Genomic DNA, 15,389 nt, shown 5'->3' with positions numbered 1-15,389 from the left:
GAAGCGCTTTCACGCCCGCCGCGTCGAGACGGTGTATGGACGAGTCCGCGGAACGGACGAAGGTCGAGTGGCGACCGTGGGGCGGCGCGGCGTTCGAGGCGGCCGCCGAGGCGGGGAAACCCGTCCTGCTCTCACTGGTCGCGTCGTGGTCGGCGCGCTGTCGCGAGATGGATCGGGAGGCGTTCAGCGAACCGCGCAACGCCGCGAACGTCAACGAGGAGTTCGTGGCGGTGCGCGCGGACGCGGACCGCCACCCGCGCGTGCGCGAGCGCTACAACATGGGCGGCTTCCCGTCGACGGTGTTCCTCACGCCGTCCGGGGAGCTCATCGCGGGCGCGACCTACCTCGAGGCGGAGAGCTTTCGCGGCGTCCTCGACCGGGTGCGCGAGACGTGGGAGGAGAAGGGCGCGGACGCGGGGCGGGTCCCGCGCGCCCTGCGCGGGCAGGAGCCGCCGGCGGGCGCCGTCACCGACGACATCGAGGCGCTCGTCGCCGGCCAGCTCGGCGAGCAGTACGACGAGCGCTTCGGCGGGTGGGCGACGAACGAGAAGTTCCCCCTGCCCCGCACCGTCGAGTTCGCGCTGAAGCGCGAGCGCCAGCAGGCCCTCCGAACTCTGGAGGCCGTGAGTCGGAACCTCGCGGACGACTACGACGGGGGCTTCTACCGCTTCGCGCACGCTCGCGACTGGAGCGACCCCCAGCGCGAGAAGCTCCTCGAGACGAACGCCGGCCTCCTCCGGGCGTTCGCGAACGCCTACCTCTACACGGGCCGCGAGACCTACGAGGGGCCGGCGTCGAACGCCGTCGACTTCCTGACGGCGACGCTCTGGACGGGCGAGGCGTTCGGCGGGAGCCAGCATCCCGGGGAGTACTTCGAGCGCTCGCCCTCCGAGCGCGACGAGGCGGACGAACCCGGGATCGACGAGACGGCGTACGCGGAGAAGAACGCGCGCGCCGCCGACGCCCTCCTCGTCCACTCGGCCTACACGGACGACGGGACGGCGCGCCGGTACGCCGAGCGCACCCTCGACTACCTCGCGGAGACGCTCGTCGACGAGGACGGCGCGGTCGCGCGCTACGACGACGCGGACGCACCGACCGGCCTCCTCACCGACCACGCGGCGGTCGCGCGGGCGTTCGCGCGCGGCGCGCAGGTCGCCGACCCCGACTACGTCGAGTCGGCCGTCGCGGTGGCGGACTACGCCGTCGAGCACCTCCAAGAGGGGGCCTTCTTCGACGGACCCGTCGAGGACGTCGGCCTGCTCGACAGGCCGCTCCACCCCATCGACGACAACGCGACGATGGCGCACGCGCTCGTCGACCTCGCGGAACTCACCGAAGAAGACGCCTATCGGGAGGCGGCGCGGGACGCCGTCGGCGCGTTCGCGGGCGCGGCCGACCGGATGGGTGTGCAAGTCGCGGACTACGCGGCGGCGGCCTCGCGCGTCGTCGAGCGCCCGCTGACGGTCCGCGTCGGCGACGAGGTCGACTCGGACCTGCATCGCGCGGCGCTCCGCGTCGCCGACCACGAGAAGGTCGTCGTCCCGCGCGCGGCCGGCGTCGAGGACGACGCAGCGTTCGTCATCGTGAACGGCGACCTCCACGGGCCGGCGCGCGACCCCGAGGTGCTCGCGTCGCTCGTCGCCGAGCACGCCTGACGGCGACCGACGCGGAAATTAAACTCGCGGAGGGTTTATCACTCCTCGTTGACAACGAGCGGTATGGCTGACCTCACGGACCTCGGCCTCTCAGAGTACGAGTCGCGGGCGTATCGCGGGATCCTCGACGTCGGTCCGGCAACCGCGAACGAGTTGTCAGATACGAGCGGCGTGCCGATGGGCCGCATCTACGACGTGCTGGGCAGCATCGAGTCCCAGCACCTCGTGCGCTCGCAGGCGGCGAGTCGCCCGAAGAAGTACGTCGCGGTCGAACCGGAGACCGCGCTCGACCGCCTGCTCGAGGACCGCAAGCGCGAACTCCGAGAGGAGGCCGAGCAGTACGAGTCGGTCGTCGACTCGCTCGTGCGCGACCTCGAAGGGCCGCCGAAACCCGAGGAGGGCTTTTGGACGGCGGAGGTCGGCGCGGACGGTGCGCTCGACCTCCTCCTCGAACGCATCGCCGCCGCCGAGGAGAGCGTCGACGTCGTCTCCGGCGCCACCTCCTCGAGCTTCGACGTCCGAACCGCCTCCGACGACATCGCGGACGCCATCTCGGCGACGCTGGACCGCGGCGCCGACGTCCGCATCCTCCTCTCGCCGGCGGCCATCGAGGCCTACCCGTCCCACGTCGACGACGCCTCGATGGCCGATTTCGGGGCGACCGACGGCTTCGAGGTCCGCGTCGGCGACGCCGTCTACGGGGACGTCATCGTCATCGACGGCACCGAGGTCTGCGTCGGCTTCCCGAACCCCGTCGAACCCGAGGAGCCATTCGCGCTCATCGACCTCACCGACCCCGCGTTCGCCGCGCAGATCGTCGCCGAGTTCGAGCGCGGCTGGGAGGCGGCGGACGCGGTCGGTGACGCGCGCGCCGACGGCGGCTGTCCGTAGCTCAGTCCCCGACCTCCTCGCGGAGTTCGTGGAGTTCCGCGACGCGCTCGGCGTGTGCGTTGTGCTGGTGGATGGACTCGTCGTTCGATTGGCGCATCGTCACCACCGTCTCCTCCGGCAGGTCGTCGTAGCTCTCGACGACCTGCTCGGCCATCGAGCGCACGCAGTCCTCGACGAAGCGGGCGTTCGCGTGCGCCTCGTACGTCATGTGGTCCTCGTCCGGGCGCTTCGCGAGGTTGTAGATGCGCGCGCTCATCGACTCCTTCGCGATCTCCGCGAGGTCCATCAGGTTCACGCCGGGCGTGCCCGCCGTCTCGACGGTCAGCGTCGCGTGCCCGCGCTGGGAGTGGCCGGCCTGGGGCACCTCTTGGAGGAACGCCTTCACGTCCTCCTCGTCGACGCCGAGGTCCGCGAGCTTCTCGGCGGCGCGCGCGGACATCATCTGCTGACTGCACGGGCAGACCGTCATCCCGGTGACGCGCGCGCCGACTTCCTCGCGCGTCTCCTCGCCCTCGCGCGCCGTCGCGGACGCCACGATGTCGATGGTACCCTGCGTCGCGCGCTCGGACTCCGGCGTCTCCTCGCGCGTCATGTACGTCGCCTCCATCGACACCACCGCTCGGGATGTGTAGTCGTGTTTCGCGAGCAGGCGGTCGGCGGCCTCCCCGCAGACGTCCTCGACCTGATAGATGGGCTCGTCGACGGCGGACTGGAGCGTCTCGTCGATGACCTCCATGTTCCGACTCATGTCGATGCCCTTGCGCTCGCGCGGGAGGTCGACGTACACCTCGAACTCCGCCGTCAGCACGACGGGGCGCTTCCCCTCGCGCTCCAAGGTGACGAGTTTCTCGACGCCCGTGACTCCGACGTGACTCAACCCGACCGAGACGTCCGGCGCGGAGGCCTGCACGTCCGGCAGCTGTCGGTCCTTCGCCATTGAGCGCCCTTCGGAGAGCGGCCGGTTAGCGTTTGTCCTCCCGGCCCGCGCCACCTACTCGAGCTTGTTCAGCGCGCGGAAGAAGTCGCTCTCCGGGCCGGCGACGCGCGCGGGCTCCTCGGCCTGCGTCAGCGTGATGACCTCCGGAATCTCGACGTGATACCGGCTCGCGCCGTCCGAGGAGACGACGACCTCGTCCGCGCCGTCGACCCGTACCGTGATCTCGGCGTCCAGCGGCACCAGCAGCGGCGGCATCGTGTCCGTCGCGCACATGTCGTTCAGGACGAACCCCTCGACGCCCGGTTGGACGAGCGGGCCGCGCTCGCTCATGTTGTACGCCGTCGACCCCGTCGGCGTCGCGACGAGCACGCCGTCCGCGTGCCCCGCCGTGTAGAGCGACCCGTCGACGCGCACCTCCATCTCGACGCCCTGCCCGTGACCGCGCGTCGGCCCCTGCACCACCACCTCGTTCAACGCCGGCGTCAGCGACCACTCTTGGGCGCCCGTCGCCTGCACGCGCGGCACCTCGCGCGCGCGAACCGACCCGGTCTCCCGGAAGCGCTCGAGCTCCTCGCGCACCGCGTCCACCGCGTCGTCGGGCGCGACCGCGTTCAGGAACCCCACCTCGCCGAGGTTCACGCCGAGCACCGGCGTCGACTCCGCGCCGCGCGCCGCGAAGAGGAACGTTCCGTCCCCGCCGATACTCACCACGAGGTCGCAGCGGTCGAACTCCTCGACCGGCGTCCCCGGCACGTCGATCGTGTCGGCGGTCTCCGTGTCGTACCACACCTCGGCGTCCGCCTCGGTGAGCATCTCCCCGACGTCCGCCCCGAGGTAGGCCGCACGGGCGTTCCCTCGCTGAGCGACGATGCCGACGCGCATACCGCCGACGACGGCGCCCTCCCCCAAAAAGGCACAGATCGACGGGGGAACCTTCTTGCCGCCGGAAACTGTCAGTACGCACTATGACGCAGGGACGCGCGACGGCAGGGGGGTCACACCGTGTCCGGTAACGGGGACGACGACTGGCCCGACGACGAGGACGAACCCGACGGCGAGGACGCGTTCGCGGACGCGTTCAGCGGCGACGAGCCCGACGACTCCGGCGGTGACGACTTCGGCTTCGGCGGCGGTGGCGGTGGCGGCGACGACTTCGGCTTCGACGCCGGCGGCGACCCCGACCCCTCCGAGTTCGGCTTCGGCGGCGGTGGCGGCGGCGACGAGTTCGAGGAGGAGTTCGAGTCCGACATCCCCCGCATCGAATTCGGCGTCGAAGGCCTCGACAACATGGTGCAGGGCGGCATCCCCGAGCGGAGCCTCCTCGTCACCATCGGCGGCGCCGGGACCGGGAAGACCACGTTTGGCCTCCAGTTCCTCGAACAGGCCGTCCAGAACGGCGAGAAGGGCGTCTTCATCACCCTCGAGGAGTCCTACGACCGCATCATCCAGAGCGCCGCCGAGAAGGGCTGGCCGTTCGAGGAGTACGTCCAGAACGACCAGCTCGCCGTCATCGACCTCGACCCCATCGAGATGGCGAACTCCCTCTCCAGCATCCGCAGCGAACTCCCCCACCTCATCGAGGAGTTCGGCGCCGACCGCCTCGTCCTCGACTCCGTCTCCCTCCTCGAGATGATGTACGACGACCAAGCCACCCGGCGCACCGAGATCTACGACTTCACCAAGGCCCTCAAGCGCGCCGGCGTCACCACTCTCCTCACCAGCGAAGCCTCCGACGAGAACGCCTTCGCCTCCCGCCACGGCATCATCGAGTACCTCACCGACGGCGTCGTCGTCCTCCGCTACGTCCGCCCCGAGGACTTCCGCGAGACCCGCCTCGCCGTCGAGATACAGAAGATACGCGACGCCAACCACTCCCGCGAGACCAAGCCCTACGAGATCACGAACAGCGGGATTTCGGTCTACCGGCAGGCGAACATCTTCTAGACGACCGTTTGCCGCGCTTGAGCGCGCTTCGCGCGCTCTGCGCTGGCAAAAGCTCGACCATCGGAAGAAGCGACGCTTCTTCCTATGCAGCGAGACGGCTTCGCCGTCTCGCACGCAAAACGTCTGTCAGACCTCCTACGAGGGTCTTCGGACCTCGCGGCTTCGCCGCGAGTGAATCGCGGACCTACCGGGTTCTTCGAACCGCTCGGTCCGCGAACGCTCTCGTCGTGTCCGTCGCCCCTCGTCGTCGGGGGCCGTTCCGTTCGCGCGTGGAGTCGTCGGCTCGGGACCATTCGGTCACGTCGGGACGGAATACGCTACCCCGGCGAAGTCACTCGAGAGGGGGCGTACTCCGGTACGGAAACCAGCGGCAGAGCCGGAACGTTTTACTTGGCGCCGGTGACTGCCCTCGGTATGGCGGTCGGATTGCTGCTCGGAGGGTTCTGGCTCGGGCTCGGTGTACTGATGTGGTGGTGGCCCGCCGCGGTCTTCGTAGCCTTCGATAACGACGACGTTACCCCGGGTGCGAGGGCGTTTGCGATAGCCGCCATGTTCTTCGGTATCCTCCTCCTCGCGATGGACGTTCCAGTCCTCACCCTGGACTACAGCGTGCCAGCGACGGTCTCTCTCGTCGGTGTTCTCTTGCTGGTAAAGCCAGTGAACGTCCTCGGGGTCGACGCGGACGGCACGATAACGCCACGACGTGCTGGTGTTGCGCTTCTCGTCGGTGGCGTCGTGCTCGCTGCTCTCACCTGAGAGCGGCACTGCCGCGTGCTGCATACGCTCTCTGCCCCTACCGGGCGGTCGGCCACGCCACTCTCTATTCCGGGTATCTCCAACCCGTTCCGCCGAGTATCCGCGAGCGAGCGGCTGGAGGCCGCGAGCGCAGCAAAAAGGACTAGCGCACGATGGTGACGGGGATGGGGGAGCGCCGGACGACGTTCTCGGCGACGCTGCCGAGGAGGATGCGGGTGACGCCGCTGCGGCCGTGGCTCCCCATGACGATGTGCTCGAAGTCGTTCTCCTCGGCGTAGTTGACGATGGTGCGCGAGGGGCGGCCGACTTCGGTGACGGTATCGAGGGTGACGCCGTACTCGTCGGCGGTCTCCTGGGCGCTCTCGAAGAGGGTTTCGGCCTCGGATTCGGCCTGCTCGTACCACTCCTCGGAGTAGCCGGGGACGGTGGCTTGGGCGGTGTAGCCGGCCTCGATGGGGTCGATGATGTGGATGAGCGTGATGTCGTCGCTGGTGAACTCCTCGAGGGCGTACTCGAGGGCGTCCGTGGACTGCTGCGAGCTGTCGATGGGTACGAGGATTCGCGTCATGGTCCGGGATTCTGTCGGGGACAGCAAAAACGTGGGGGCCGCCGTCGCGCTCAGTCGCGCCCGTGGCGGGTGAGGCAGGTGGGGAGGCCGACGAGTTCGACGGGTTCGGAGTTGTCGGGCGAGTAGACGACCATCTGGCCGGTCTCCATGTAAGGGACCTTCTCCGCGAGGCTCGCGGGGATGTTGACGCTCTTGATGGCGTCCTCGTCGCCGAGGTTGAGGACGACCTTCGTGTTGATCTGCTTGAACACGCTCTCCGCGACGTCCTGTGGGTCCTGCGTGATGAGGAAGAGCCCGAGGCGCTCCTTGCGCCCCTGTTTGGCGGCGTCGGTGAACTTCGCGACGACGTGGCGGGCTTGGACGGTGTCGGCGTCTGCGAGGAAGTTGTGCGCCTCGTCCATCCCGACGACGAGCGGCGTCTCGGCGATGCGGGGGTGACGGGGGTCGCTCGAAAGCTTCTCGTCGACGAGGAGGCTCGCGAGCGCGAGCACGACCGTCTCGGTGGCGCGCGAGTCGCTGATGTGGTAGGTCGGCACCACGGAGAGGCGACCCGGCTTGACGAACTGCTCGACGAGGTCGGTGATGGGGCGGGCGTCCTGGTCGAAGACGCCGTCCGGGACGCCGCGTACGCGGCGGAAGACGGCCTCGTAGGTGGCTTCGTGGACCTTCCCGGACTCGTCGAGTTCCTCCTTGAGCGCGGGGTCGTCGAGGAAGGCGCAGAACTCCTCGTAGGTCCCGTCCGCGCCGCGCTGGCGGAAGAAGCGCTGGAGGAGGTCCTGCAGGGCGGGATACTGGTTGTCGTTGAGGCCGGCGGACGCGGCGAGCCACGGGCGACTGCGAGCCATGCTGAACGGGATGGTGAACGGCACCTGGTCGGCGCCGTGGTGGGCGGCGGTGTAGGTCGCGTTCCCGACCTTCGGGACGAACGCGACGGTGTCGTCGTGGCCGCCGTGCGCGATGCCCTCGCGCTCCCAGCGGTGCTCGTCCTCGCGGGTAGCGTCGGGGTTGTCGTCGTGCATCTGTGCGTACTCGTCCTGCGGGTCGAACTGGACGACGGCGGCCTGCACCTCCCGGTCGCTCCCCGCCTCCACGGGATAGGTGCGCTCCTCGCTGAGGTACTGGCGGAGGACGTTCTTCGCGGTGTGGGTCTTCCCCGACCCGGTGCCGCCGGCGACGAGCGTGTGGCGGAACGCGAGCGGGTCGCCCGTCGCGTAGTCGTCCTTCACGCGGTAGTCGATGGTGGGCGGGGTCGCGCCCGTTCGAACCTTCTCGCCGCCGACGGCGAGATGGCCGACGAAGACGCCGGCGTCGGGTATCTTGAGCGCGGTCTTTATCTCCGCGTCGTCGTCGGCCTCGCGGACGACGGTCTCGGGCTTCGGCACGCGGTCGGGCATCCGGCGCTTCAGCTCGCCGTCGTCCCGATAGAGGACGCTGACGGGTTCGAGGTCGGCGACGAACCGGTAATCGTCCTCGTCGATGTCGCCGCTCTGCATCGCGCGCCGCGCGTGGATCTCGTTCGCGTCGTCGCCGTGGAAGCGCCGGCCGTACTCGAGGCCGACGATGCGACAGAAGAGCGACTCGCCGTCCGGGTAGGGGGCGACGAGATAGCGCCCCAACCGGACGTTCGAGCGGTTCGCGCTCGTGACGTAGGCGCGCAGGCGCGTCTCGTCCTCGCGCTCGCCGATTCGCAGGCCCTCGGAGACGGCGAGCACGCCGAGGCCGTCGCCGCCGCCGCCCTCGTAGGCGACGCGCTCGAAGGACTCGCTCGCCGTCCCGGTGTCAGTGTCCGCATCCGTGTCGGCGTCGCGGGCGCCGCCGGCTCGGTCCCCCTCGGCGTCGCCCTCCCCGTCGCCGCCGAACTCGGAGAAGTCGCCGAGGTCGCTGTCGGTCATGTGACGCGAAACACCGCGTGTCCCTAAACGTCTTTTCGTCTCCCGGGGTCGCCGCACGCCTTTTGCCCGCGCGCGGCGTACGGGGTGTCATGCTACTCGTTCGGGGCTCGGCGGCGGGCACCACACTCACCGGCACGGTGTACGAGCGCGGCGAGGACGCCCCATCGTTCAAGGGTGCGCCCGACGAGCAGGCGCCCTACGTCTGGGTCTGCGACGAGTTCTACGAGGTCGAGAGCGGTGGCCTCGTCCAGAAGGTCGACGGGACGGACGTCCACGTGGCCTTCGAGTCGCCGATGCCGCGCGGCTTCGACACGCGCGATCAGGCCGTCGCGGCGGCGCGCGAGCACGTCCGCACGCAGTTCGCGCGCATCGGCGTCGACCCCGAGGACGTCGAGATCGACGTCGAGCGCGAGTACTAATCGCTAGCCGCCGAGCCCCCACCGGTCGACGTCGTAGCCCTCCCGGGGTTCGGTCTCCATCGCGTCGGCCATCGCGTCGACGAGCTGGCGTTTCTCGCTGACGCTGATGCGTGCGAGCTCGTCCGCGCGCCCGACGGCGTCCGGCGGGCCGCCCGCGGCGGCGACGTCGCGCACGAGCTGGTCGGTGACGCGCTCCCGGACGTCGTCGTCTTCCGCGAAGACGCGCGGGAGCTCGGCTTTGTAGACGGTGTCCGTTCGCGGGTCGTAGAGCACGCAGAACGCTACCTCGTAGGCCTCGGCGTCGAGCGCGAGGTCGAGGTCGAGGCGGCCGCCGAGCGTCGAGAACTCCCGGTCGTACCCCACTCTGGAGAGGAACCAGTTCGTGTACGCGAGGTCCGAGGTCAGGCGCTCGCCCCGGTCGCCGCGGCGCTCTAAGAGCTGGCCGAAGAGCTCCGCGTCGTCGAGCCACGGCGCGTGCGTCTTCGCGTCGAGCGCGCGGACGATGCCGCGCGCGGAGACGTTCTTCACGAACCCCCCGACGACGGTGTCGGTCTCGACGGCGCGCTCGACGAGGCCGAGGTAGTTCTCGATGACGCGGCGCGTCAGGCCGTCCTCGGCGGGGAGGGCGGCGAGTTCCTCGTTCTGGTCGAGCCAGTTCGTCACGAGCTTCGGGTAGAGCGGGCCGTCGAGGAGGAGGAACTCCCCCACCGCGTCGAAGTGCGCGTGGGCGTGCTCGCTCTCCGCGAGGTAGAGCGAGAGCGCGTGGACGACGGCGCGCTCGTTGCGCTCGACGTGGGGCGCGTCGATCGCCTGCCCGCGCCAGTAGCCCTCGTCCTGTCGCGTCCACGCCTCGGGGTCGAACGCGCGCGGTTTCGCGGTGCGGTCCCGTCGGAGCATCGTCGCGATGACGGTGCGGTGGCGGTGGGTGTCGGTGTCGCCGGGCGCGACGCCCATCGCGGCCTGCGCGACGTCGAGGACGATGCCGTTCTTGAACGCGCGCGGGTTGATGGTGCCCGAATCGAGGCCGTGGACGGCGTCGAAGGCGGGGTCGCTCGCGCCCGCCTCGGTGAGGTCGGCGAGGTAGCGCGCCTGCTCGTCGATGGGGCGGAGGACCGCGCCGTCGTCGTAGAGCGGGTCGAAGTAGGTCTCCCACACGGCCTCGGCGTCCGCGCGGTGCTCGGCCTCGTCGACGTCGCCACCCACGTCGCGCACGAGGTCGGGGATGCCAGCGAAGTGGACGGGGTCGAGAGTCATACTCGTGGATGCCGGCGGACGCGCTTCAAATCGGCGGTGTCGCGCGTCGCCCGCGCGTCCTGCCGGGTCGTCCGTGAACGACGATGCCGAAGAGTAGTTAGGACGCGCCCGCGAGGGGTGCAGTATGCGAGCGGCACTCGTCATTCTGGACGGCTGGGGACTCGGCGACCACGACCGACTGGACGCGGTGAAGGCGGCGGAGACGCCGAACGTCGACCGCTACACCCGGGCCGGCGCGTCGGGGACGCTGACGACGCACGGCCGCGACGTCGGCCTCCCGGAGGGCCAGATGGGGAACTCCGAGGTCGGCCACCTCACCATCGGCTCCGGCCGCGTCGTCATGCAGGAGTACACCCGCATCAACGACGCCATCGCGGCGGGCGAGCTCCGCGAGAACGACGCCATTCGCGGGGCCTTCGACTACGCGGACGAGAACGGCGGGCGCGTCCACTTCATGGGTCTCGTCTCGGACGGCGGCGTCCACGCCGACCACGAGCACCTGCACGCGCTCATCGAGGCCGCCGCCGACTACGGCGTCGAGGCGACGACGCACGCCTTCACGGACGGCCGTGACACCTCGCCGAAGGGCGGCGAGGGCTACCTCCGCACCTTGGAGGAGGTCGTCGAGAGCTACGGGACGGGCGACGTCGCCACCGTCTCCGGGCGGTACTACGCGATGGACCGCGACCAGAACTGGGAGCGCACGAAGCAGGTCTACGACGCCATCGTGGAGCGCGACGGCCAGCACCGCGCGGACTCCGCCGTCGAGGCCGTCACCGACTCCTACGAGCGCGGCGACACCGACGAGTTCGTCGACCCGACCGTCGTCCGGGGCGGCGACCGCCTCAGCGACGGCGATTCGGTGGTGTTCTTCAACTTCCGCTCGGACCGCGCGCGCCAACTCACCCGCCTCCTCGCGGACGTTCGGCCCGACGACTGGGCGTTCGAGACCGAACCGCCCGCGGTCCGCGTCTCGACGATGACGGAGTACGACCAGACGTTCGACCTCCCGGTGGCGTTCGAGCCCCACGAGCCACAGCACACGCTCGGCGAGGTCGTCTCGGCGGCCGGCCAGACCCAACTCCGCATCGCGGAGTCCGAGAAGTACGCCCACGTCACCTACTTCCTGAACGGCGGGCGCGAAGTGGAGTTCGACGGCGAAGTTCGCAAAATCGTCGAGAGCCCGGACGTCCCGACGTACGACGAGCAACCCGAGATGAGCGCGCCCGAGGTGACGGACACCGCCATCGAGACGGTCGAGGCCGAGGACCCGGACCTCCTCGTCCTCAACTACGCGAACGCGGACATGGTCGGGCACACCGGTGACTTCGACGCCGCCGTCGAGGCCGTCGAGGCCGTCGACGAGCAGGTCGGCCGCCTCGTCCCCGCGCTCCGGGAGGCGGGCGCGCACGTCCACCTCACCGCCGACCACGGGAACGCAGACGACATGGGCACCCGCGAGGACCCCCACACCGCGCACACGTTCAACCCCGTGCCGTTCGTCTATCTCTCCCCGGACGGCGGCGACGGCGGCCGGACGGTTCGGGGCGGCGGGACGCTGCGCGACGTCGCGCCGACGCTCCTCGCGCACTGCGGCGTCGAAACGCCGGCCGAGATGACGGGCGCGGACCTACTCGAGTAGGCGAAACGAGCAGTCGAGCGGCGGCGCGGAGTGCGTGAGCGCGCCCATCGAAACCACGTCCGCGCCCGCCGCCGCGTACGCCGGCACGTCCGCGACGCCGATGCCGCCGCTCGCCTCCACGAGCACGGACGACTCGAGACGCTCGCGCGTCGCGCGCACCGCCTCGGGCGTCGCGTTGTCCACGAGGACGACGTCGGCGCCCGCGTCGGCGGCGCGTTCGGCTTCCGATACGGTTTCTACCTCGACGTCGATTCGCGTCGCGAACGACGCGCGCTCGCGGACGCGCTCGACGGCGTCTTCGAGGCCGAACGCGGCCACGTGGTTGTCCTTCACCATCGCCATGTGGCTCGCGTCGAGGCGGTGGGTGTCCCCGCCGCCCGCACGCACCGCGCGCTTCTCGACGCCCCTGAGTCCGGGCGTCGTCTTGCGCGTCGCCGCGATGGCGGTGTCGCCGCCCGCCTCGCGTGCGCGCTCGACGGCGTCGCGCGTCCGCGTCGCGATGCCCGACGCGTGTCCGACGAGGTTCGTCGCGACGCGCTCGCCGCGGAGGACGTCACGGGTCGCTCCCTCGACGGCGAGTAGTACTGCACCCGCGTCGACGGACTCGCCCGCCTCGACGTGCGCCTCGACGCCGACGCCGAGCACGTCGAACACGACTTCGGCGGCGTCCACGCCCGCGACGACGCCGCGCTCCTTCGCGACGAGGCGCGCGGCCGACTCCCCGGGGAGGTCGTTCGTCACGTCGTCGTGGCCGAGGTCCTCGCGGAGCCAGCGCTCGGCGTCCGCGCGCGTCACCGGCACGGGACCCCCTCCAGCGCGTGACAGCCCGCCGGCTCGGCCTCGCGGGCGGCGCGCGCGAGCAGGAGGCCGGCCGTCGCGGCGTTCCGGAGTTCGGCGACCTCGCGGGAGGGCCGCGTCCGCGCGTAGGCGTCCGTCTCGCCCTTCAGGCGGCGGAGCGCCGCGCACGCCCGCTCGAGGCCGTCCGGGTCGCGCCGGAGGCCGACGTGCGCGCCGAGCACGCGGTGCAGGCGCTCGAGCTTCCCGTCGACGAAGCCATCGGGGAGCGCGGGGTCGCGCTCGGGGCGGCTCGGTATTTCGGGGTCGCCGGTGACGCGCTCGCGGGCCGCGGCGTCGCGTCCCGCGCGTCGGCCCCAGACGAGGCCTTCGAGGAGGCTCGTGGAGGCGAGACGGTTCGCGCCGTGGACGCCGGTTCGCGACACCTCGCCGACGGCGTAGAGGCGGTCGAGGCTCGTGCGGCCCCGGTCGTCGACGGCGACGCCGCCGCAGAGGAAGTGCTCGGCGGGCGCGACCGGGATCGAGGCGGGGTCGTGGCCGGCGTCGCTGATGCGCTCGCGGAGCGCCGGGAACGCGCCCGCGAAGTCGACGGGCGTCGTGTCGAGGACGACGCCGCCGGTGCGCTCGCGCTCGTCCGCGACGGCGCGCGCGACCACGTCCCGCGGCGCGAGTTCGGCGTCCTCGTGGACGGCGGGCATGAAGCGCTCGCCGTCGGCGTTCCGCAACACCGCGCCCGCGCCGCGCACCGCTTCGCTGACGAGCACGGGGTCGTCGCCGACCGTCGCGGTCGGGTGGAACTGGACGTACGCGAGGTCCTCGAGGTCGGCGCCGGCGCGCGCGGCCATCGCGAGGCCGTCGCCCGTCGCGGTGTCCGGGTTCGTCGAGCGCGGGAAGCACGCGCCGACGCCGCCCGTCGCGAGCACGGTGGCGTCCGCGAGCTCGGCCGCCTTCGACCCGTCCGGCCGGTCGAGGAGCGCGCCGCGAACGCGGCCCTCCTCGGTGAGCAACTCGAGCGCCGCCGTGTCCTCGTGGACCGTCACGCGCGGGTGGTCGTCGAGGTGCGCGAGGAACGGCGCGAGGACGTGTCTGCCCGTCTCCGCGCCGACGTGTCGGATGCGGTCCGCGGAGTGGGCGGCCTCGCGCCCGTAGTCGTCCGCGAAGGGGACGCCGAGGCGCTCGACGAGCACCGATTCGACGGCGTCGTCCGCGTTCTCGACGAGCGTCTCGACGGCGTGCGGGTCACAGCGGCCGTCGCCCGCTTCGAGGACGTCGGCGGCGAACGCGTCCGGGTCGCCCCGCGAGACGGCGATTCCGCCCTGCGCCCAGTGCGTCGTCGTCTCCGCCGGTCGCGTCGCTTTCGTCGCGAGCACGACCTCCGCGCCGCTCTCGGCGGCGGCGAGCGCGGTGCTACACCCCGCGATTCCGCTCCCAAGGACGAGCACCTGCGTCATAGTTCGAGCATGCGGTCGAGGGCGACTTCGGCGCTGCGCGCGACGTCGGGGTCGACGCTGACGACGTTTCGCTCGACGCCGTCCGCGAGGCCCTCGAGGATCCACGTGAGGTAGTTCGGGTCGACCTGTCGCATCGCGTTGCAGTCCATGCAGGCGTCACCGCAGAGCGCGACGACGTCCGTCTCGTGCCAGCGGTCGAGGTGCTCGACGAGGTGGATCTCGGTGCCGACTACCACCGTCTCCTCGGGGCCGGCGTCGGCGACGGCTTCGGTGATGGTCGCCGTGCTCCCCGTCTCGTCGGCGGCCGCGACGACCTCGGGGCGACACTCGGGATGGACGACCACCGTCGCCTCCGGGTGGGCGTCGCGGGCGGCCGCGACGTGGTCGGCGGTGAAGCGCTCGTGGACCTGGCAGTAGCCGTCCCAGAGGACGACGTCGGCGTCGTCGAGGGCGCCGCTCGATTCGTCGGCCCACGGGTCGAACTCGACGACGGAGTCGAGGCCCATCGCGTTCGCGGTGTTCCGCCCGAGGTGCTTGTCCGGGAGGAACACCACGGTGTCGCCCCGGGAGAGCGCCCACTCGAAGGCGGCGTCCGCGTTCGAGGACGTGCAGACGAGGCCGCCGTGCTCGGCGCAGAACGCCTTCAGGTCGGCGTAGGAGTTCATGTAGGTGACCGGGACGACGTCGCCCTCGGTCGCGCGCTCGATGCGCTCCCACGCGGCGTCGACCTGGAGGGCTTCGGCCATCCCCGCCATCGGACACGAGGCCTCCATCGAGGGGAGGTGGACGGTCTGCTCGGCGCCCGTGAGGAGGTCCGCGCTCTCCGCCATGAACGTCACCCCGCAGAAGACGACGTGCTCGGCGTCGGACTCGGCGGCGTACTCGCTCAACTGATAGGAGTCACCGACGTGGTCGGCGTGCTCGACGATCTCGCGGCGCTGGTAGTTGTGTCCGAGCACGAGGACGTCGTCGCCCAGCGCCTCGCGCGCCGCCGCGATCCGCTGTCCGCGTTCCGTCTCCGAGAGGTCGCGGTAGTCGGACGGGAGCGCTTCGAGGTTCCCGTATTTGAACAAGCTCAGTTCGCTGTCGACTTCTGTCGTCTCCATCTGGACCATGATCGGATGCTGTCTTGCTAGCGCCATAGAGAAACCTCTGTGAAAAAGATTCGTCTTCAAGACTGTA

General features: G+C 70.8%; 13 protein-coding genes and 1 pseudogene. 6 read left to right on the top strand and 8 right to left on the bottom strand.

The genetic code is table 11. The annotated features are described in order from the left end of the window. Window positions 1-35: 35 nt before the first annotated feature. A complete protein-coding gene (locus IEY12_RS04355; RefSeq protein ID WP_188879470.1) occupies window positions 36-1,658 on the top strand; it encodes a DUF255 domain-containing protein in 1,623 nt (540 codons plus the stop codon). Between the two features lie 63 nt (window positions 1,659-1,721). After that, window positions 1,722-2,549 carry a TrmB family transcriptional regulator gene (locus tag IEY12_RS04350; RefSeq protein WP_188879468.1) on the top strand — a complete coding sequence of 276 codons (828 nt, stop codon included), beginning with the start codon at window positions 1,722-1,724 and terminating at the stop codon, window positions 2,547-2,549. Window position 2,550: 1 nt separating this feature from the next. Here IEY12_RS04350 and mptA read toward each other — a convergent pair whose 3' ends face one another. Further along, entirely contained in the window at window positions 2,551-3,486 is a 936-nt protein-coding gene (gene mptA / locus IEY12_RS04345) for a GTP cyclohydrolase MptA (RefSeq protein ID WP_188879465.1), read from the bottom strand. Window positions 3,487-3,540: 54 nt separating this feature from the next. Then, complete coding sequence (locus tag IEY12_RS04340) at window positions 3,541-4,368, bottom strand: NAD(+)/NADH kinase (RefSeq protein ID WP_188879463.1); 828 nt, start codon at window positions 4,366-4,368, stop codon at window positions 3,541-3,543. Window positions 4,369-4,482: 114 nt separating this feature from the next. On the opposite strand from IEY12_RS04340, the pseudogene IEY12_RS04335 reads away from it, so the two are divergent. Together IEY12_RS04335 and IEY12_RS04330 are read left to right on the top strand one after the other, a co-directional pair. Further along, window positions 4,483-5,430, top strand: a pseudogene (locus IEY12_RS04335) (KaiC domain-containing protein); the annotation flags it as partial. Between the two features lie 414 nt (window positions 5,431-5,844). Then, window positions 5,845-6,186 (top strand): hypothetical protein, encoded by a 342-nt coding sequence (locus IEY12_RS04330; RefSeq protein WP_188879459.1) that lies wholly within the window; start codon window positions 5,845-5,847, stop codon window positions 6,184-6,186. Between the two features lie 142 nt (window positions 6,187-6,328). Here IEY12_RS04330 and IEY12_RS04325 read toward each other — a convergent pair whose 3' ends face one another. Continuing rightward, window positions 6,329-6,754, bottom strand: coding sequence for a universal stress protein (locus IEY12_RS04325; protein ID WP_123075250.1), 426 nt, complete (start codon window positions 6,752-6,754; stop codon window positions 6,329-6,331). Between the two features lie 50 nt (window positions 6,755-6,804). Further along, entirely contained in the window at window positions 6,805-8,646 is a 1,842-nt protein-coding gene (locus IEY12_RS04320) for an ATP-binding protein (protein WP_188879458.1), read from the bottom strand. A gap of 89 nt (window positions 8,647-8,735) precedes the next feature. Here IEY12_RS04320 and IEY12_RS04315 point away from each other — a divergent pair, with 89 nt between their 5' ends. Next, window positions 8,736-9,065: a DUF7113 family protein gene (locus IEY12_RS04315; protein WP_188879457.1), complete on the top strand. Its 330-nt coding sequence runs from the start codon at window positions 8,736-8,738 to the stop codon at window positions 9,063-9,065. Between the two features lie 3 nt (window positions 9,066-9,068). On the opposite strand, the gene IEY12_RS04310 is transcribed toward IEY12_RS04315, so the two are convergent. Next, complete coding sequence (locus IEY12_RS04310) at window positions 9,069-10,319, bottom strand: DNA double-strand break repair nuclease NurA (protein WP_188879456.1); 1,251 nt, start codon at window positions 10,317-10,319, stop codon at window positions 9,069-9,071. A 124-nt stretch (window positions 10,320-10,443) separates the two neighbouring features. Here IEY12_RS04310 and gpmI point away from each other — a divergent pair, with 124 nt between their 5' ends. Then, window positions 10,444-11,961 (top strand): 2,3-bisphosphoglycerate-independent phosphoglycerate mutase, encoded by a 1,518-nt coding sequence (gene gpmI / locus IEY12_RS04305; protein WP_188879455.1) that lies wholly within the window; start codon window positions 10,444-10,446, stop codon window positions 11,959-11,961. Here gpmI and nadC read toward each other — a convergent pair. From nadC to nadA, 3 genes are read right to left on the bottom strand one after another with little or no spacing between them, the layout of a single operon-like run. Beyond that, entirely contained in the window at window positions 11,950-12,762 is an 813-nt protein-coding gene (gene nadC, locus IEY12_RS04300; RefSeq protein ID WP_188879454.1) for a carboxylating nicotinate-nucleotide diphosphorylase, read from the bottom strand. The genes gpmI and nadC overlap by 12 nt on opposite strands. Then, window positions 12,753-14,207, bottom strand: coding sequence for an L-aspartate oxidase (locus IEY12_RS04295; protein ID WP_188879453.1), 1,455 nt, complete (start codon window positions 14,205-14,207; stop codon window positions 12,753-12,755). Before IEY12_RS04295 ends, nadC begins: the two co-directional genes overlap by 10 nt. Next, on the bottom strand, window positions 14,204-15,313 hold the full coding sequence (nadA, locus tag IEY12_RS04290) for a quinolinate synthase NadA (protein ID WP_188880354.1): 1,110 nt from the start codon (window positions 15,311-15,313) through the stop codon (window positions 14,204-14,206). The genes IEY12_RS04295 and nadA overlap by 4 nt, the downstream gene beginning before the upstream one ends. Window positions 15,314-15,389 lie beyond the last annotated feature (76 nt).

This window comes from Halarchaeum grantii (assembly GCF_014647455.2).
Lineage (GTDB): Archaea > Halobacteriota > Halobacteria > Halobacteriales > Halobacteriaceae > Halarchaeum > Halarchaeum grantii.
This window is presented reverse-complemented; position numbering and strand designations above follow the sequence as displayed.